Origin of the sequence: Microtetraspora sp. NBRC 13810 (genome assembly GCF_030268685.1) — a bacterium.
Classification (GTDB): domain Bacteria; phylum Actinomycetota; class Actinomycetes; order Streptosporangiales; family Streptosporangiaceae; genus BSRQ01.
In genome coordinates this window covers 112,018-129,016 of sequence record NZ_BSRQ01000015.1, presented here as the reverse complement: position 1 = coordinate 129,016, position 16,999 = coordinate 112,018, and the positions used below count along the sequence as shown (strand labels likewise).

At 71.2% G+C, this 16,999-nt stretch carries 16 protein-coding genes and 2 tRNA genes; 8 read left to right on the top strand and 10 right to left on the bottom strand.

The genetic code is table 11. From position 1 onward, the window contains the following. Positions 1 to 57: 57 nt before the first annotated feature. Both QSK26_RS27385 and QSK26_RS27380 read left to right on the top strand, forming a co-directional pair. Positions 58 to 789, top strand: coding sequence for a DUF7873 family protein (locus tag QSK26_RS27385; RefSeq protein WP_285778138.1), 732 nt, complete (start codon positions 58 to 60; stop codon positions 787 to 789). Positions 790 to 906: 117 nt separating this feature from the next. Further along, positions 907 to 1,043 (top strand) — tRNA-OTHER (locus QSK26_RS27380). A gap of 165 nt (positions 1,044 to 1,208) precedes the next feature. Here the strand turns inward: QSK26_RS27380 and QSK26_RS27375 are convergent. The 3 genes from QSK26_RS27375 to QSK26_RS27365 form a co-directional block, all read right to left on the bottom strand. Next, entirely contained in the window at positions 1,209 to 1,679 is a 471-nt protein-coding gene (locus tag QSK26_RS27375; protein WP_285778137.1) for a MarR family winged helix-turn-helix transcriptional regulator, read from the bottom strand. Between the two features lie 63 nt (positions 1,680 to 1,742). Further along, a complete protein-coding gene (locus tag QSK26_RS27370; RefSeq protein WP_285778136.1) occupies positions 1,743 to 2,657 on the bottom strand; it encodes a quinone oxidoreductase family protein in 915 nt (304 codons plus the stop codon). 74 nt (positions 2,658 to 2,731) lie between these two features. Continuing rightward, positions 2,732 to 5,491, bottom strand: coding sequence for a helix-turn-helix transcriptional regulator (locus QSK26_RS27365; RefSeq protein ID WP_285778135.1), 2,760 nt, complete (start codon positions 5,489 to 5,491; stop codon positions 2,732 to 2,734). 231 nt (positions 5,492 to 5,722) lie between these two features. Here QSK26_RS27365 and QSK26_RS27360 point away from each other — a divergent pair, with 231 nt between their 5' ends. The 4 genes from QSK26_RS27360 (at position 5,723) to QSK26_RS27345 (ending at position 9,042) form a co-directional block, all read left to right on the top strand. After that, a complete protein-coding gene (locus QSK26_RS27360; protein WP_285778134.1) occupies positions 5,723 to 6,331 on the top strand; it encodes a hypothetical protein in 609 nt (202 codons plus the stop codon). A gap of 184 nt (positions 6,332 to 6,515) precedes the next feature. Beyond that, positions 6,516 to 7,187, top strand: a complete 672-nt coding sequence (locus tag QSK26_RS27355; protein ID WP_285778133.1) for a response regulator transcription factor — start codon at positions 6,516 to 6,518, stop codon at positions 7,185 to 7,187. Beyond that, complete coding sequence (locus QSK26_RS27350) at positions 7,184 to 8,503, top strand: sensor histidine kinase (RefSeq protein ID WP_285778132.1); 1,320 nt, start codon at positions 7,184 to 7,186, stop codon at positions 8,501 to 8,503. The genes QSK26_RS27355 and QSK26_RS27350 overlap by 4 nt, the downstream gene beginning before the upstream one ends. 158 nt (positions 8,504 to 8,661) lie before the next feature. After that, a complete protein-coding gene (locus QSK26_RS27345; RefSeq protein ID WP_285778131.1) occupies positions 8,662 to 9,042 on the top strand; it encodes a hypothetical protein in 381 nt (126 codons plus the stop codon). A gap of 266 nt (positions 9,043 to 9,308) precedes the next feature. Here the strand turns inward: QSK26_RS27345 and QSK26_RS27340 are convergent. The 3 genes from QSK26_RS27340 to cysS all read right to left on the bottom strand — a co-directional run bounded on the left by QSK26_RS27340 (position 9,309) and on the right by cysS (position 11,828). After that, positions 9,309 to 9,381: transfer RNA gene (locus tag QSK26_RS27340), tRNA-Thr, on the bottom strand. A gap of 91 nt (positions 9,382 to 9,472) precedes the next feature. Next, a complete protein-coding gene (gene rlmB / locus QSK26_RS27335) occupies positions 9,473 to 10,411 on the bottom strand; it encodes a 23S rRNA (guanosine(2251)-2'-O)-methyltransferase RlmB (protein WP_285778130.1) in 939 nt (312 codons plus the stop codon). 19 nt (positions 10,412 to 10,430) lie between these two features. Next, a complete protein-coding gene (gene cysS / locus QSK26_RS27330) occupies positions 10,431 to 11,828 on the bottom strand; it encodes a cysteine--tRNA ligase (RefSeq protein WP_285778129.1) in 1,398 nt (465 codons plus the stop codon). A gap of 435 nt (positions 11,829 to 12,263) precedes the next feature. Here cysS and QSK26_RS27325 point away from each other — a divergent pair, with 435 nt between their 5' ends. After that, positions 12,264 to 13,640 carry a DUF2637 domain-containing protein gene (locus tag QSK26_RS27325; protein WP_285778128.1) on the top strand — a complete coding sequence of 459 codons (1,377 nt, stop codon included), beginning with the start codon at positions 12,264 to 12,266 and terminating at the stop codon, positions 13,638 to 13,640. Between the two features lie 272 nt (positions 13,641 to 13,912). Here the strand turns inward: QSK26_RS27325 and QSK26_RS27320 are convergent, their stop codons facing one another. From QSK26_RS27320 to QSK26_RS27305, 4 genes are all read right to left on the bottom strand, one after another. Further along, a complete protein-coding gene (locus tag QSK26_RS27320; protein ID WP_285778127.1) occupies positions 13,913 to 14,179 on the bottom strand; it encodes a GlsB/YeaQ/YmgE family stress response membrane protein in 267 nt (88 codons plus the stop codon). Positions 14,180 to 14,400: 221 nt separating this feature from the next. Continuing rightward, positions 14,401 to 14,670 carry a GlsB/YeaQ/YmgE family stress response membrane protein gene (locus tag QSK26_RS27315; RefSeq protein ID WP_285778126.1) on the bottom strand — a complete coding sequence of 90 codons (270 nt, stop codon included), beginning with the start codon at positions 14,668 to 14,670 and terminating at the stop codon, positions 14,401 to 14,403. 328 nt (positions 14,671 to 14,998) lie between these two features. After that, positions 14,999 to 15,457 carry a 2-C-methyl-D-erythritol 2,4-cyclodiphosphate synthase gene (ispF, locus tag QSK26_RS27310; protein WP_285778125.1) on the bottom strand — a complete coding sequence of 153 codons (459 nt, stop codon included), beginning with the start codon at positions 15,455 to 15,457 and terminating at the stop codon, positions 14,999 to 15,001. A gap of 17 nt (positions 15,458 to 15,474) precedes the next feature. Continuing rightward, entirely contained in the window at positions 15,475 to 15,957 is a 483-nt protein-coding gene (locus tag QSK26_RS27305; RefSeq protein WP_285778124.1) for a CarD family transcriptional regulator, read from the bottom strand. 292 nt (positions 15,958 to 16,249) lie between these two features. Here QSK26_RS27305 and QSK26_RS27300 point away from each other — a divergent pair, with 292 nt between their 5' ends. Beyond that, positions 16,250 to 16,936 (top strand): copper chaperone PCu(A)C domain-containing protein, encoded by a 687-nt coding sequence (locus QSK26_RS27300; protein WP_285778123.1) that lies wholly within the window; start codon positions 16,250 to 16,252, stop codon positions 16,934 to 16,936. Positions 16,937 to 16,999 lie beyond the last annotated feature (63 nt).

The following is a 16,999-nucleotide window of genomic DNA, read 5'->3' as shown; positions in this document are numbered from 1 at the left end:
GTTGGATCGGCCGTAATTCAGGTGTGTTGCGATGCTCTATGGCGTTAAGGTCGTGTTGTGACCAAGCTCAATCAGATCCTCGCCGTCGAGAAAGGCGTGAAGTCCGACGTCCAGCGTAAGGTGACGGACGCATATCACGCGATCCAGAAGACGCCGCTTCTGTCGGGTATTTCGCGCACTTATCAGCCTATCGACGACGAGGGCGAGCAGCTTCCCTCCGAATCGACCCGCGTCCAGGTACAGGCCGGCGAGGTGCTGAAGGATGTCGGAACGGCGCTGACGAGGCTCTTCGACGTCACCGCGACCAAGGACTGGGCCAACTGCGCGGCCAGGGCCAGCGTGCGGATCGACGGCACGGTCCTCCTGGAGGACGTCCCGGTGACGTACCTGCTGTTCCTGGAGAAGCAGCTCACCGACGTGCACGCGTTCATCTCCAAGCTGCCGGTCCTCGACCCGGCCGAGACGTGGAGCGTGGACGAGAACACCGACACGTGGCGGACCGAGCCGGTCAGGACGACCCGGACGAAGAAGGTGCCGCGCAACCACGTCCTCGCCGAGGCGACGGACAAGCACCCCGCCCAGGTGCAGGTGTTCACCGAGGACGTCGTGGTCGGCTACTGGACGAAGGTCGCCTTCTCCGGCGCCCTGCCGCAGCGCCGGGTGAACGAGCTGCTGGTCCGCGTGCAGAAGCTGCAGGACGCGGTGAAGTACGCCCGCGAGGAAGCCAACGGCACCGGTGTCACCGATCAGAAGATCGGCGACAGGGTGTTCGCCTACCTGCTCGGGTAGGCGCCATGAACCCCCTCGCCATCGTGCGAGGGTGCGCCAGGAGCGCAAGCTGAGGCTGAGGCTGAAGCTGACCGACGGTTCAAGCGAAGGTTCGAATCCTTCCCGGGGCGCCTACGTGCCCCGGTAGCCCAATTGGCAGAGGCGGCCGATCACATTCAGATTCTCGCTCCAGATTCAGTATCGCCGTCGAGTGCCGGATCGAACGAGGGTGGACTTTGATGGTTGAGATGCCGGTTCGAATCCGGCCCGGGGCTCTTTCCTGCCCCGGTGGCCCAATGGCAGGGCGCACGTCGTAAGAGCTGATCCGCCCTCTTAAAAGACGCCGGCACCACATATGGCGGCACATCGAAGGCCCCCCGGCTTGGGCAGTCCGGGGGGCCGCTCCTTTTCCCGGCCAGGTGTTTCCCCGGGCCTGGACGTCAGGTGCCGGACGCGTCCGGGTCGTCGCCGACGTTGCGGATCATGCGGCGCAGCACCTTCAGCGTGGTCACATAGTCGGCGTCGTCGATGCCGTCGTGGATGCGTGCCCGCAGCCCCGGCGCGTGCGCCTTCCCCCGGGCGTGCGCCTCCTTCCCGGCCTCCGTGATCCACAACCGGTGGCCGGCGTCCCGGGTGATCCACCCGCGTTCCAGGAGGTCCGCGACATCCGCCTCCAGGTCGTCACGGTCGCCCAGGTAGGTCCGTACCCTGTCGGTCAGCTCCGCGAGGGTCAGGCCCTGGCCGTCGGGCGACAGGTCGCCCGCCGACAGGTAACGCAGCACCCAGTACTGGGGCTGGGAGAGGCCGAGGGCGGCCAGCTCGCCCCGGATGCAGGCGATGATCGCCCGGTGCGCGGCCCCGGACCAGTAGCCGATCGGTTGCCTGGCCAGCTCGGCGTCGGTGTACTCCATGGTCTCGTCCCCGTTCGTCCTGCCGGCCTCGGCCGGCGAGTGTGCACAGCGATGGCGGGCGGGTCAGTCGACGAGGATGACGATCTTCCCGCGACCGTTCCCCGCCTGGTACGCCCGCAGCGCGTCGGCCGCCCGGGACAGCGGAAACGTCGCACGGACATGGACGGTCAGCTCGCCCCGGGCGTACAGGTCGGCGAGCTCGGCCAGCCACGCGGGCGAGCGGTCGGGCGGCATGGTGCGGATGCCGAGTTCCGCCGCCCGCCCATGCTCGACCAGGGTGAGGATGCGGTCCCGGTCCTTGACGAGGTCGAGGGTGGCGTCGAGGGCTTCACCGCCGACTCCGTCCAGGGAGGCGTCCACCCCCTCCGGCGCCAGGGCCCGTACCCGATCCGTGAAGCCGTCGCCGTAGCCGACGGGAAGCGCGCCGAGTGCGCGCAGGTAGTCGTGTTGCGCTTCGCGGGCCGTGGCGACCACCGTCGCACCCGACCGGCGGGCCAACTGCACGGCGACGGCGCCGACCGCGCCGGCGGCGCCGTGGATCAGCACCGTGTCGCCCGCGCCCACGCCCAGCTCCCGCAGCGCGACGTAGGCGTTCAGCGCCCCGGCGGGGAAACCGCCCGCGACCTCCCAGGACATGGCGGGCGGCTTGGCCGTGATCTGGCCGGCCGGGACCACCACCTGCTCGGCGTACCCGTTGAGCCTGCCGTAGCCGAGGACCTCGTCCCCCGGGAGGAAACCGGTCACTCCCGCACCCACACGGTCCACGACCCCGGCGAACTCGTTGCCCGGGATCCGCGGGAAGCCGGGGTCCACGCCTGCGGGGACCCACCCCTCCACCACCGCGACGTCGTACGGCTGCACGCCGGCCGCCTTGACCCGGACGCGCACCTGTCCCGGCCCGGCCTGCGGCTCGTCCACCTCGATCAGCCGCAGCACCTCCGGCCCGCCCGGCTCGAAGAACCCGATCGCCTTGCTCACCTTGAGCTCCTCTCGTCACCGGTCACGACGCTAGAGGCCGGCGGCACCGGGCCGAATCCGTGGCACCACGGTAGTCACCACCGGAACCGGGCGAGCTCGGCGCGCGAACCGATTCCCAGCTTGGGATAGGCCTTGTAGAGGTGGTACTCGACGGTCCGGTGGCTGAGGAACAGCCGCGCGGCGATGTCCCGGTTGCTCACCCCCTCGGCGGCCAGCCGGACGACCTGCGACTCCTGCGGGGTGAGACGTCCGAGCGCGTCCTGCCCGGCGGCCTCGCCCGGCACGGCGTCCCCCGAGGCGCGCAACTCGGCCCGGACGCGCTCGGCCCACGGCACCGCTCCCAGCCGCTCGAAGATCTCCAGCGCCGAGCGCAGCGGCGTACGCGCGTCCGACCTGCGACGGCTCCGGCGCAGCCACTCCCCGTACAGCAACTCGGTGCGGGCACGCTCGAAGGGCCGCCCGCCCCGCCCGTGCAGGCGCACGGCCTCCGCGTACAGCTCACCGGCCTCGCCCGCGGGGCTCAGCAGAGCGCGGCAGCGCAGCACGACGGCGTCCGCCCACGGCCTGTCCGCCGCCCGCGCCCACGCCGCGAACCGCGCGAACGGCTGCCGCGCCCGTTCCGGCGCACCGGCGCGGACCGCGGCCTCGACCAGGTCGGTGACGGCGAACAGGGCGGCGGCCGTGTGCCGGGCGGGCCCGCGGACGATCTCCTCAAGCCGCCGCGCCGCCTGCTCGTATCGCCCGAGGGTGAGGTCGAGCAGCCCCAGCGCGCATTCCGCGTACGCCGCCGCCTCCGCGATACGCCCGAAACCCACCGCACCTTCGTCCCGGACCGCTGCACCTTCCCGGGGCAAGCCCGCCGCCGCGCCCCGGGCCAGCTCACGGCAGCGGTCCTCGTCGCCGTGCACGGCCGCGATCCGGGCCGCGACCGCGCCGAGGCGGCCGACCCGGTGACTCTGGCCGGTGTCGCGGGCCAGGGTCAGGGCCTCCGCGACCGCGGCGGCGGCGTCGTGGTGCAGACCGGCCACGACCTGTGCCTGCGCCTGGATCTGCAGGACTCCGGGCAGCGCGCCGGCCTGGCCCAGCCGGCGACCGCGGGCCACATCGGCGGCGGACAGCTCCAACGCCGCCTCGTCGTCGCCGAGCAGCAGGGCGACGTTGCCCGCGAAGATGCGCACGATGAGCCCGCCGGGCGGCCGCGAGCGTATCTCCGTGACGAAGGCGTCGAGAACGGGCAGTGCCCGCGCGTAGTCGCCGTCGATGAGACGTCCGAGCCCGGCGATGGCCGCCACGGTCGACGCGTCGGCTCCGCCGCCGAGGTCGAGGCCGCCGGCGAGCCGGGCCACCTCCCGCACCTCGGCGTCCTCGCCGGCGGACCAGGCGCTCCCCGCGGCGATGACGAGCAGGACGAGCGCCAGCTCCGGGTCGTCGCCCGCGACGGGAACCGCGTTCTCGATCAGGAGCCGCGCGGCCCCACCCGGCGCGCCGCGCTCCGACTCGACCGTCGCCCGGACCATGGCCAGACCGGCCCGCAGCGACGGGTCCTCGGTCAGCGCGGCCGCCCGCCCGGCCAGCGCGGCCGCCTGCTCGGTACGGCCCGCCGTGATCGCCGACTGGGCGGCCAGGGTCATCCGCCTGGCCCGCTCGGCCCGGCCGGGACTGAGCCGGGCGGCCTGCTCGTAGACGGGTACCGCCGCCGCGGCCGCCCCGCGTCCCCGCGCGCTCTCGGCGACGTGCTCCAGCTCGGCCGCGACGCTCTCGTCGGGCGCCGCGGCGGCCGCGGCCATATGCCACACCCTCCGCTCCCCGCCGACGACCCCGGCGAGCGCCTCGTGAACGGTCAGGCGCGTGGTGAAGGCGGCCCGCTGGTAGGCGGCCGAGCGGATCAGCGGATGCCGGAAGCTGATCGTGGTACCGGCGATCCGGACGAGGCCGGCCTCCTCGGTGGCGTCCAGGTCACCGGCGGACGCGCCCAGGCTCCGCGCCGCCTGGAGCACCGTCCCCAGGTCGCCCGTCCCCTCGGCGGCGGCGATCGTCAGCACGAGCCGGGCCCGGGGCGGCAACCGGTCGATCCGCGCCCCGAACGCGGCGAGCACCCGCCCGGCGACGGGCAGCACGGCCGGCGGGTCCACCCGCCCGGCACGCTGCTCGGCGGTGAGCCCGGCCGCCAGTTCGGTCAGCGCGAGCGGATTGCCGGCCGATTCCTCGACGATCCGCCCCCGGACCGCAGGGGTCAGGTCCGGGACCCGCTCGGCGAGGAGACCGGCGGCGACGTCGCGGTCCAGTGCGCCCAGGGGCAACTCGGGCAGCGCGGGAGCCTCGAATCCCTCCCTGGCCGCGAAGAGCATCGTGACACCCTCGGCGTCGATGCGACGGGCGACGAACAGCAGAGCCTCGGCGGAGGCCGCATCGAGCCAGTGCGCGTCGTCGATCAGGCAGAGCAGCGGCCGTTCCCCGGCCAGGTCCGACAGCATGGTGAGCACGGCCAGCCCGACGAGGAACCGGTCCACGCCCACGACCTCGGCCAGGCCCAGCGCGCCGCGCAACGCGTCCGCCTGCGCGCCCGGCAACGAGTCCAGCCGGTCCAGCACGGGACGCAGCAGCATCTGCAGACCGGCGAACGGCAGCCCCGCCTCGGCCTCCACCCCCGTGGCCCGGAGCACCCGAAGGTCCGCGGCGTCCCGGGCGGCCTGTTCGAGCAGCGCGGACTTCCCGATGCCCGCCTCCCCACGCAGCACCAGGACCCCGCTCCGCCCCGCCCGCGCCCGCGCCGTCAACCGCGCGAACTCGGCCCGCTCGGCGTCGCGCCCCCACAGCGTGGCCGTCCGAACCATCAGCGAAACTCCCCCACCCGCCGACGCGACCCCCGCCGGCCCCACGGCTCCGTCAGGTCGCCACTGCCGCGCCCCTGTCGAACGGCGACCGGGCAGATCCCGGCGGTCCGGGTCCTCAGATCTACGGTGATTCTAAGGTTTCCCGAGAGTTGCGCTGAGTCGCGCCTGATCTTCTTCCCTCTGGAAGGGACCGGTACAGGGCCGGACCCGAAACGGGAATGGAGAACACGGATGCGCTTCAGGACTGGACTGCTCGCCGCGGGGCTGGTGGCCGGGGTGATGATGGGCGTCGGTGGAACGACCGCCGCCTCGGCCTCGACCGCGGACCAGGCCGGCGGGGTGCCTGCTGCGGCCGTTTCGTGGACGGGGAAGCCGGGCTGCAAGTTCAGGGCCGACAGGAAGCTCCTGGTTTCCGGCAAGAAGACGGGCGTCTCCGAGAAGCGGCTCAAGCAGGCCGTGGTCGTCTTCGAGCGCGGGGCCGCGGAGGGCCGGGACTTCGGCGACCCCGCCGACGTCACGTGGTTCGCCCGGAAGCTCGGAGTCACCCCCGCCGAGGCGGCCCCGATCCTCAAGCAGCTGATCGGCGGGCACGCGAGGTCCTGCAAGCGCCTCCCGCCCGCCGACCTCGACGAGGGCAAGTGGTTCGCCAAGAAGCTGGGAGTGAAGGAACTCCAGGTGGACCCGGTGCTGGACTGGGCGACGAAGCCTGACGGGAAGATCATCAAGGTCGACCCGAAGAACCCCAAGTGCGTCGAGTTCGCCAAGAAGCTGCGCGTCTCGCCGAAGCGGCTGGCCTCCGGGCTGGAGGAGCTGAAGGTCCTCAAGGAAACCGGGCAATAGGCACGACGGCACGCGGCCCCGCGCGGCCCGGCCCTGGCTGGAACCGAGTCCCGGTCTCCGGCCAGGGCCGGCGGAACGGAGGGAAGCCCACTTGATGATCCGTCCCGCTTCACGTCGGCCAGACACCCGGGGCCGGATACTGGCTGTTCCTTACCGTTCCCACGTCCAGTAAGGCCGCCAAGACATGCGATTACTTGTTGTCGACGATGACGACGCGGTGCGCCGCTCCTTGGCCCACGCGCTGACTCGGGACGGGTACGAGGTGGCCGCGGTGCCCGACGGCGGTTCGGCTCTGCGGATGATCACCGGATCCCGCCATGACGCGGTGATCCTGGACATCCTGATGCCGGAGCCCAACGGCCTGGAGGTGTGCCGGCGGATCCGCGAGCTCGGTGACCGCACCCCGATCCTCATGCTGACGGCACGTGACCTGGTGGCCGACCGGGTCGCCGGTCTGGACGCGGGCGCCGACGACTATCTCGTCAAGCCGTTCGAGCTCGAAGAGTTGCGCGCTCGGCTGCGCGCCCTGCTGCGGCGCAGCGGCGCCGTCGAGGACGTCCTGCGTTTCGCCGACCTGGAGCTGGACACCGCGGCGTGCCGTGCCCGCCGGGGCAGGCGGACCCTCGACCTCACCAAGACCGAGTACGCGCTGCTGGAACTGTTCCTGCGCAACCCCCGGAGAGTGCTCAGCCGGACCCTGATCTTCATGTCGGTCTGGGGCTACGATTTCGGCCCCTCCTCCAACGCGCTGTGGGTGTATATCAGCTATCTGCGCGCCAAGCTGGAGGCCGGAGGCGAGGACCGGCTGATCCAGACCGTGCGCGGACTGGGATACGTCCTGCGGGAACACGGATGAGCCTGCGCAACCGGGTGACCCTGGCCGGCGGCGCGGTGGTGCTCGGCGCCCTCCTGCTCACCTCGCTGATCCTCTACCTGTGGCAGGGCGCCAACCTGAGGGACCGGCACGACAGCGAGCTGGTCGCCGCCGTCGCCCAGACCCCGGAGCTGCTGAGCGCGTTCAAGCAGCGGGGACTGCCCCCTGCGGTGGTCGTCAGCGTCGGCCCCATATGGCTGCAACTCCCGCTGGAGGGCATCGAGGGCATCAAAAGCGGTTTCCTCCCGGTCGACCGCAGAGACGTCAGGGTGGCGGCACGGGAGGCGGCCCCGTATTTCCATGACGCCGTGCACGACGGGGTCGGTTACCGCGTCTACACCGCCCCGTACCCGGGGGCGGACGGCTTGCTGGTGCGGGCCGCCGTACCGGTCTCGGTGATCGACGCGACCCTGGACCGGCTGCTGGCCCTCCTCGGCATGATCACTGTCGCCGGCACCGTGCTGGCCGCGAGCGGCGCACGTCTCGCGGCGGGCGGGGTCCTGCGGCCGGTGAGCCGGCTCACCGAGGCCGTGGAGCACGTCACCGCCACACAGGACCTCTCCGCACGGGTCGAGGCCGGCGGGAACGACGAGATCGCCCGCCTGGCACGGTCGTTCTCCCTGATGATGGGCGCGGTCGAGGAGTCGGTCCGGACGCAGCGGCAGTTGGTCGCCGACGCCTCCCATGAGCTGCGCACCCCGCTGACCAGCCTCAACACCAATCTGGAGTTGCTCGCCGAGAAGGACGGGCTGACCGATCCGGAGGCCCCGGCGCTGGTCGACGACGCCCGCCGGCAGGCGGAGGAACTGAAGGCACTGGTCAACGACCTCATCGACCTGGGCAGATACGGTCGCACCGAGACCCACACCGAGGACACCCGGCTCGACCTGCTGGCCGAAGCCGTCGTGGCACGCGCCACCCGCCGGGCCCCGCATCTGGAGTTCCATGTCGAGTCGGCGCCGTGCCTGGTGCACGCCGACCCGGACGCGGTGGAGCGGGCGGTGGGCAATCTGGTGGACAACGCCGTGAAGTGGAGCCCTGGCGGCGGACGCGTCCTCGTCCGGGTCGAGGCGGGCGGCACCGTCTCGGTGACCGATCAGGGACCCGGCATCCCCGCCGCCGACCTGCCACACATCTTCGACCGTTTCTACCGCTCCCCGTCCGCCCGTTCCATGCCCGGCTCCGGCCTCGGACTCGCGATCGTCCGCCAGGTCGCCGAAACCCACGGCGGCACCGTCACCGCCGAGCCACTGAACCGCGGCGTACAGCTCCGCATGTCCCTCCCGCCCACACATTGAGCGGGCCCATCACTTTCACATCCAGGCGGGAAGACAAAATGCCCGTCATCTTACGCAACGCGCATGGCATGCCAGGAAAGCAGCGACGAGGACCTGGGTATACGCAAGGTGGTCGATAATGTCTTCATCCATGCCGTACCGCGAAGTGGCAGGCCAGCATGACAAAGCACCGTCGGGCAGACGCGCACGGCAACATGGTCACTTGCCGGCAGCTCATGATATTCATCCCGGTCGCCATCGCGATGAGCGGCATCGCCGCCGCCCTCCCGGCGAGCGCGAGCACGGCGGCGATACATCACGACTTCGCGGCCCATGACGACGACGGGGGGCCGGTCATCATCAAAACCGGCAGCGCCCGGCGTAATCAGCTGGATTTCACGGTCAACTCTCCCAAGATTATCCGAGGCACCCAGAGCGTCATCACCGGCGACGGAGGTTCCGCCATTCAGTTCGGCAAGTGCACCAGAGGACTACGCACCTGCAAGAACAAGCAGAACATCGGGCTGTCCTCCAAACTGGGCCGCGTCCACGACAGATGAGACCGCGGAAGCGGCGGGACGTCCCCCACCCGCGTACCGCGCGGCTGCAGGGGGTGATCGCGGCGCCGCCGGTGACTCGGCCCGCCGTGGCGGAAGCGATCCGCGCCAGTGCACAACGCCCCGGCGCCCCCGTCCGGCCGCCCCAAACCCGCACGGCCGCAGCGTCCGAAATCTTCCCTGAGACGATCAAGAACCGGGGACAGGCAGGTGACGAAGACGTTAACATGGAGGCCCCCCACAAGATCGTGGAGGGCCTCCGAGCAGCGAGCCGACGAGGGGAATCGAACCCCTGACCTGCTGTTTACAAGACAGCTGCTCTGCCGATTGAGCTACGTCGGCAATGGCCTAACAAGTCTAGTGGGGTCGAACGCTCAGAGTCACTGCCGGACAGTGCTAACACGCTAACGACCTGCTTACGATCGTGACGCGGTCAGCGGCTGCGGGAGACCTCGTAAAGGGCGATTCCGGCGGCCACACCGGCGTTGAGGGACTCGGCGGCGGCGCGCATGGGGATGCGGACGACCAGGTCGCAGTTCTCCCGGACCAGGCGGGACAGGCCCTTGCCCTCCGAGCCGATGACGATGACGAGGGGCTCGGTGATGAGGTCGGCGTCGGCGAGGTCGACGGTGGCCTCGCCGTCCAGGCCGATCACGAAGATGCCGGCGTCGCGGTATTCGCGCAGCGCGGTCGTGAGGTTGGCGGCTCGGGCGACGGGCAGCGTGGCGAGCGTGCCGGCCGAGGTCTTCCAGGCGCCCGCGGTGACGCCGGCCGAGCGGCGGGCGGGGACCAGGAGGCCGTGCGCGCCGAAGGCGGTGGCCGAGCGGGCGATGGCGCCGAGGTTGCGCGGGTCGGTGACGCCGTCGAGGGCGACGATCAGCGGGATCTCCGCCGCCTCGCGGGCCGCCGAGACGAGGTCCTCCGGGTGCGCGTACTCGTAGGGCGGGATCTGCAGGGCGATGCCCTGGTGCACCGAGCCCTCGGTGAGACGGTCGAGCTTCTCACGGGTGACTTCCAGCAGGGCGATGCCCCGCTCGGTGGCCAGCTTGATCGAGTCGCGGACCCGGTCGTCGTTGTCGATGCGCTGGGCCACGTAGAGCGTGTTGGCGGGCACGCCGGCGCGCAGCGCCTCCAGCACCGGGTTGCGCCCGCCGATCGTCTCCGGCGCGTCGTCGCGGCGCGGGCCCCTGGGCCGGGAAGCCGCGGGGCGGGCGGTGCCCGCCTCGCGCTGCTTGTCCTTGTACCAGTGCCTCAGATGGGCCGGCGGAGTCGCCCCCTTGCCCTCAAGACCACGACGGCGGTTGCCACCGGTGCCCTTCGACGGGCCTTTCTTCTTCGCGGGCCTACCGGCCCCTTTCGCCCCACCAGCCATGACCATCAGCCTAAGGGCTTCAACGAGTCACTTCCCACCGCGGACCGGAAGGGGTGTCCTCGACGACGATGCCCGCGGCGTGCAACTGGTCGCGGATCAGGTCGGCGGCGGCGTAGTCCTTGCGGGCGCGGGCGGCCTGGCGCTGCTCCAGCGCGACCGCGACCAGGGCGTCGACCGTCTGGCGCAGGCCGGAGCCCTCGCCGGAGGAACGCCACTGCTCAGAGCGCGGGTCGAGGCCGAGCACGTCGAGCATGTTCTGGGTCTCGGCGAGGAGCCGGGCCACCTGCTCCTTGTTGCCCTGGGCGAGCGCGACGTTGCCCTCGCGGACGACCTCGTGCACGATGGCCAGCGCCTGCGGCACGCCCATGTCGTCGTCGAGCGCCTCGGCGAACGCCTGCGGGAGCGGCGCGTGCGCGTCGACGTCGTGGATCACCTCGGCGGCGCGGGTGACGAAGCCCTCGATCCGCCGGTAGGCGGTCGCGGCCTCCTGGAGCGCCTCTTCGGAGTAGTCGATGACGCTGCGGTAGTGCGGGGCCACGAGGTAGTAGCGCAGCTCGACCGGGCGGACCTTCTTCAGCATCTCGGGGATGAGCAGCGAGTTGCCCAGCGACTTGCTCATCTTCTCGCCGCCCATGGTGAGCAGGCCGTTGTGCATCCAGTAGCGGGCGAAGCCGTCGCCTGCCGCCTGGGACTGGGTCAGCTCGTTCTCATGGTGCGGGAAGATCAGGTCGACGCCGCCGCCGTGGATGTCGAAGGTCGCGCCGAGGTATTTGGTGGCCATCGCGGAGCACTCCAGATGCCAGCCGGGACGACCGGGACCCCACGGGGTGGGCCAGGTGGGCTCGCCCGGCTTGGCGCCCTTCCACAGGGCGAAGTCGCGCGGGTCGTGCTTGGCGGAGTCGGTGTCGGTGTCACCGGCGGCCCGCATGTTCTCCAGCTTCTGGTTGGAGAGGGAGCCGTAACGATCCGCGTACGACACGACGTCGAAGTAGACGTCGCCGGCCGAGGCGTAGGCGTGGCCGCGCTCGATGAGCCGCTGCATCAGCTCGATCATCTCCGGCACGTGGCCGGTCGCCCGCGGCTCGACGGTCGGCGGCAGGCAGCCGAGCATCTGGTAGGCCCAGGTGAAGGCGCGCTGGTTGCGCTCGGCGACGGCGAACCACGGCACGTCGTCCTGGGCGGCAACCCTGATGATCTTGTCGTCGATGTCCGTCACGTTGCGGCAGAAGGTGACGTCGTAGCCGGACCGGAGCAGCCACCGCCGCAGGACGTCGAAATTGACGCCCGAGCGAATGTGCCCGATATGCGGCGGAGCCTGCACGGTGGCTCCGCACAGGTAGATGGATACCCTTCCGGGCTCGACCGGTACGAATTCACGGATCGTCCGTGTGCTGGTGTCGTAGAGGTGCAGGCTCACGAAGGCTAGGCTAACGCCTCACCCCGCCTCACAAGCCACGTTGCGCGACGTTGAAATCGCGTGAACGTTGTTCACTCGTGCAGGTGAACCCGGTCTGACGTGATTCGGGCGATCCCGCGTCGTACATCCGGCGTGTCCTTTGCCCACGGCGTGTCGGGGTATTTGCGGGAAAGCTCCCGGATCGGGGCCCCGGCGAAACCGGCTGCGCCACCCGGCCCGGCACGGCGGCAGCCGTCCACCGGCCCGGTGACCAGTGAGAACGTCCACGGGTCGCACAGCTTCCCCGGACCGGGCCGCGGTCGGGCAACCGCCGGTTTCACCCCGGATGACCGGTGACCGGGACGAGGCCGGCATTTCCCGTACGCCGCCGGGCGCCCAGACCCGCTCTTCCGGCACATCGATCATGTCTGACGCCTTCTGTAGGCTCGAAGGGCCATGAACGTCACTCCCCCCGCGGCGGCAGGCACGTCCTCCCGCCCGTCCGCACCAGTCCGGCAGAGCGGCATGACGCTGACCCTGCGCCGCCTCGGGATCGCCGTTGTGGGCCTCGGCGTCGCCGCCTTGGGCGCCACGGCGTGCGTTCTCTCCTTCGACGACCTCCGCGCCCTGGCCGTCACCGGCCGGGCCCGCCCCGACCTGGCCTACCTCTATCCCGCCGCGTTCGACGCGCTGCTCGCGGTCGCGCTGATCAGCGTGCTGCTGCTGTGCACGGGCCGCCTGCCGGTGCGCCTCCAGGCGGGCGCGGTCCTGGTGCTGCTGATCGCCGGCGCGGTGGCCGCCGACGTCGCCACCGCCATGCAGGCCACGGTCGACGTACGGCAGGCCGCCATCGTCGTCGCCGTGGCCCCCTGGGCGATGCTCACGATCGCCCTGTGGCTCTGGCTGCTGATGATCAAGCACGCGCACGCGCGGCGGGAGCCGGTGGACGCGGAGCCGGCGGCCGGGGAGTTCGTGCCGTTCCAGCGGCCCGAGGCGGCGCCCCCGCTGCCGATCGCTCCCTCGGCGGAGCGCGCCGCGCGGGACGAGCCGCTCCCCGAGCCCGCCCACCCCCTGCCCGAGCCCGCCAGGCCCCTCCCCGAGATGGTCCCGGCGGCCGAGCCCATGGCCCCCGTGCCCTCCGCCGGGGCCTCCGTGCCCTCCGGGGCGCCCGTGGCCCACGCCGCATCCGTGGCCGCGAAGAGCCCGGCCCCGAAGAGCGCGGCTCCGGAGAGCGCGGTTCCGGAGAGCGCGGCCCTGGACGAACCGGCTCCGGGCAACCCGGTCCCGGCGTTCCAGGCGGTCGACGACACGGGGAGTCCCGCCCTGGGGCGGCGCCCCCGGCCCCAGCGGCAGCCCGACATGCCCCTGCGCTGGGGCGACGTGATCCGCAGCAACCCGCGCCGCGAGCCGGAGGACGTGCTGGTGCACCCGCGCAGGGAGACCGAGTCCGCGCACCCTCTCGGCGAGCGGGTCGAGACGTGGGCGGCGGCGCCCTCGCGGCACGGCGGCGACACGGACGAAGCGGATCGTCAGACCGCCCGAGCCTCTGAGAAGGATCGGGACACCCAGCCGCTGCGCACCCTCCCCGACACTCGTCCCGGAGCCGTGCCGGCCGCCAGAGGCGCTCAGAGGCCCGCCGAGGACGCCGTGGAGCGTTCGCTGGAGGACACCGGGCCGATGGACCCCATCGAGATCGACGACCGGGCCCACGGCTCCGAGATGGCCGACCGCGACGAGCCCCGTACGGCCGGCGCGCGCGAGGACGAGTCGGCCCCGCCCTCCGCCCGCACCCGCAGCACCCCGGTGCCCCCCTTGGAGGACGCCGGACAGTAGCCCGCCGCCGCCCGCTCCACTCGTCGGGGCGGGCACCGTGGGAGGGATACGGTGCGACGGGCCCCGGGTGGAGCGGGCGGCGCGACGGGCGATCGAACAGCCCACGCCGTGGCCGATCGAACAGAACCCGCGAAGCACGGACGGCGACCTGAGCGATCCGCGGACCGCAGGCGAGCGCGCCCGGATCGGTGGAGCGTGGGCGGGTGGGAGGACCGGGGGCGCAGGCGTGCGCCCGGTCCCTGTGCGGGGCCGGGCGCGAAGCCTTTTGGGGATTACACCCTGCTGCGTCGCAGGCCTGCCACCAGGCCGACGCCGACGACCGCCAGGACGACCTGCATCACCAGCTCGATCCAGTCGATGCCGGAAGTGGTCTCGACACCGACCGACTGAGCGATCAGGGTGCCGATGAGGGCGGCGACGATGCCGACGACAATGGTCAGGATCCAGCCGATCGCCTGCCTGCCGGGAAGCAGTAGCCGACCGATGGCGCCGATGATCGCGCCGATGACGATGGCGCCGATGATGCTTTCGATGGTCATGTCCAACCTCCCCGTGAGGGCGAGACCTTCACTCTCACGGGGAGCGGTTACCCCAGAATCGGGCGATTATCGCGGAACTTTTAAACTCGCAGGTAGAAGGCCCTTTTCGAGCTCTACGACCGTCCCGCGACAGGTCCTCAGGCAGGTCCAGACAGGTCCCAGGGAGGTCCGCGGCGGGTCCTCGGGCGGGTCCGCGAGAGGGGCCCGGGCACGGCCCCGGGTCAGGCTTTGGAACGCCCCGCCATGACCCGCGTGACCAGGAGCACGCCGATGACCGCGAGAACCACCTGCAGGACCAGCTCGATCCAGTCGACTCCCGGTGTGGTGGCCACCCCGAGGAGTTGCGCGATCAGCGTGCCGATGAGCGCGGCGACGATGCCGACGACGAGCGTGAGGCCCCAGCTCATCGACTGGCGGCCGGGAACGATGAGCCGCGCCACGGCACCGATGACGGCGCCGATCACGATGGCCCAGATGATGGTTCCGATCATGTCCAGCTCCCCCGTTAGGCCCGACATGTCTCTCTCAACCGGAGGAACTACCCATAACCGAACACGATAAAGCGGGCGGTGGTCCGCACCGCGCCAGTAAACGGACCACCACCCGCCACTTGAATCGGCGAGCATCCGCGCCACCCGCCGGGAGACCGCAACGGCATCCGTAAATGAGACGTCCGTCCCCTACGCCGGGTTGGCAGGCGCCTGACGAAAAAGTTGCCAAACGCGAGACGCCATCCGTCAAGATCTCAGTCAAGTTACCATGAATCACCGCAATACCGCCAACCACGCAAGTCACAGCGGTATCGGGAAGAAGAGGGACTCAGAGGGCGATCACGAGAGCGGTGGCCACCGCGGCCACGCCCTCACCACGGCCGGTCAGGCCCAGGCCGTCGGTGGTGGTGGCACTGAGGCTCACCGGGGCGCCCAGGGCCTCGCTGAGGGCCTTCTCGGCCTCGGCGCGGCGTGGCGCGAGCTTCGGGCGGTTGCCGATCACCTGGATCGCCACGTTGCCGATCGTGAAGCCCTCCGCGCGCACCCGGCGCGCGGTCTCCTCCAGCAGGGTGAGACCCGAGGCGCCGGCCCACCGGGGATCGGCGGTGCCGAACAGGCCGCCGATATCGCCGAGGCCGGCCGCGGAGAGCAGGGCGTCGCAGGCCGCGTGAGCGGCGGCGTCGCCGTCCGAGTGACCGGCGAGCCCGGTCTCACCGGGCCAGTGCAGGCCCGCGAGGTTGAGCTCCCGGCCAGAAGCGAACGGGTGGACGTCGACTCCGACGCCCACCCTGGGAAGTGAAGTGTTCAGGTGTTGAGAACCTCGTCGAGAAGGGCCTCGGCCTTGTCCTCGTTGGTCTTCTCCGCGAGCGCGAGCTCGCTGACCAGGATCTGGCGGGCCTTGGCCAGCATGCGCTTCTCACCGGCGGACAGACCGCGCTCCTTGTCGCGGCGCCACAGGTCGCGGACGACCTCGGCGACTTTGTTCACGTCGCCGGACGCCAGCTTTTCGAGGTTCGCCTTGTAGCGACGGGACCAGTTGGTGGGTTCCTCGGTGTGCGGCATGCGGAGAACGTCGAAGACGCGCTCGAGGCCTTCCTGGCCGACCACGTCGCGCACGCCGACGAGCTCGGCGTTCTCAGCCGGCACCTGTACGGTAAGGTCGCCCTTGTCGACCTTCAGCACCAGGTAAGTCTTTTCCGCACCCTTGATGGTCCGGGTTGTGATGGCTTCGATGCGAGCAGCCCCATGGTGGGGGTAGACGACAGTGTCGCCGACCTGGAAAGTCATGTGACAAGTACCCCTTCCGCTGTACTCCAGGGTACCACGCATTCACGGACTCCCGGAACAGTGAAATACCCATAACTGCAGGTCAAAGCACCATTTTAGGGCTTGACAACGGCTCGACAATGTGAAACACGGGGCCATTACACGGGGGTGACCTGCGTCTTAGCAGCCGCGCCGTAGGCGTCGGGGCGGCGCGGAGACCGCGCTCGGCGGCGGATAGGGTTGGCCTGCACTACCACATGCCATACCTGCGACAAGTACCACATGTCCGTTCGTGTGACAAGGAGATCCGTCCGTGACCCGCACCAGCCGTAGCTGGGCGATCGCCGCCACCGCGTTCCTCGCGGCTGCCCCGGTCCTGGCCGGCTGCGCCGCCGGTTTCGACGCCAACACGATCAAGCCGTACGCCCCCACCGAGGCCAAGATCCTCAGCAGCGGGGACATCCATATCTCCCAGGCGTTCATCCTGGGCCCCGACTCGGGCGCCACGCTGCCCGCGGGCGGTTCCGCCCCGATGTACCTCTCGGTGGTGAACACCAACCGCACCACCGACACGCTGGTCGCGGCGACCGCCGAGGGCGCCAGCGGGGTTCAGGTCGCCGCCCCGATCTCGCTGCCGCAGAACCAGCGGGTCAACACCGGCGTTCCGACGCCCCAGATCACCGTGCAGGGGCTCGCCAAGCCGCTGACCGGCGGTGAGCACGTCAACGTGAAGCTGCAGTTCACCAACGCCGGCGTCGTGGACGTCATCCTCCCGGTGATCACCCGCAGCCGCGAGTTCGCGTCCCTGGCCCCGGCCCAGAGCGCCGCCCCGTCCGACACCGCCCCGTCCGACACCGCCCCGTCCGGCACCGCCACGGCGACCCCGACCGACGGCGCCACCGCGCCGGCGACCCCGGCGGAGACCCCCACGGGGACCCCGACGGACGCCCCTGAGGGCGCGCCGACGGCGACGCCCACCGACTCCGCCGCCGGCCACTAGCCCCGCCTGGGCCCGCCTGGGCCCGCGCGGCGGCCTGCCACGAAGGCGACCGGAACAAGCGGA

What these genes read in the sequence shown, in the direction of transcription:
- QSK26_RS27350 (WP_285778132.1), top strand. Translation starts at nt 7,184, where the DNA reads ATGAGCCTGCGCAACCGGGTGACCCTGGCCGGCGGCGCGGTGGTGCTC.
- QSK26_RS27360 (WP_285778134.1), top strand. Translation starts at nt 5,723, where the DNA reads ATGCGCTTCAGGACTGGACTGCTCGCCGCGGGGCTGGTGGCCGGGGTG.
- QSK26_RS27365 (WP_285778135.1), bottom strand. Translation starts at nt 5,491, where the DNA reads ATGGTTCGGACGGCCACGCTGTGGGGGCGCGACGCCGAGCGGGCCGAG.
- QSK26_RS27320 (WP_285778127.1), bottom strand. Translation starts at nt 14,179, where the DNA reads ATGACCATCGAAAGCATCATCGGCGCCATCGTCATCGGCGCGATCATC.
- rlmB (WP_285778130.1), bottom strand. Translation starts at nt 10,411, where the DNA reads ATGGCTGGTGGGGCGAAAGGGGCCGGTAGGCCCGCGAAGAAGAAAGGC.
- QSK26_RS27345 (WP_285778131.1), top strand. Translation starts at nt 8,662, where the DNA reads ATGACAAAGCACCGTCGGGCAGACGCGCACGGCAACATGGTCACTTGC.
- QSK26_RS27305 (WP_285778124.1), bottom strand. Translation starts at nt 15,957, where the DNA reads ATGACTTTCCAGGTCGGCGACACTGTCGTCTACCCCCACCATGGGGCT.
- QSK26_RS27325 (WP_285778128.1), top strand. Translation starts at nt 12,264, where the DNA reads ATGAACGTCACTCCCCCCGCGGCGGCAGGCACGTCCTCCCGCCCGTCC.
- QSK26_RS27375 (WP_285778137.1), bottom strand. Translation starts at nt 1,679, where the DNA reads ATGGAGTACACCGACGCCGAGCTGGCCAGGCAACCGATCGGCTACTGG.
- QSK26_RS27355 (WP_285778133.1), top strand. Translation starts at nt 6,516, where the DNA reads ATGCGATTACTTGTTGTCGACGATGACGACGCGGTGCGCCGCTCCTTG.
- QSK26_RS27315 (WP_285778126.1), bottom strand. Translation starts at nt 14,670, where the DNA reads ATGATCGGAACCATCATCTGGGCCATCGTGATCGGCGCCGTCATCGGT.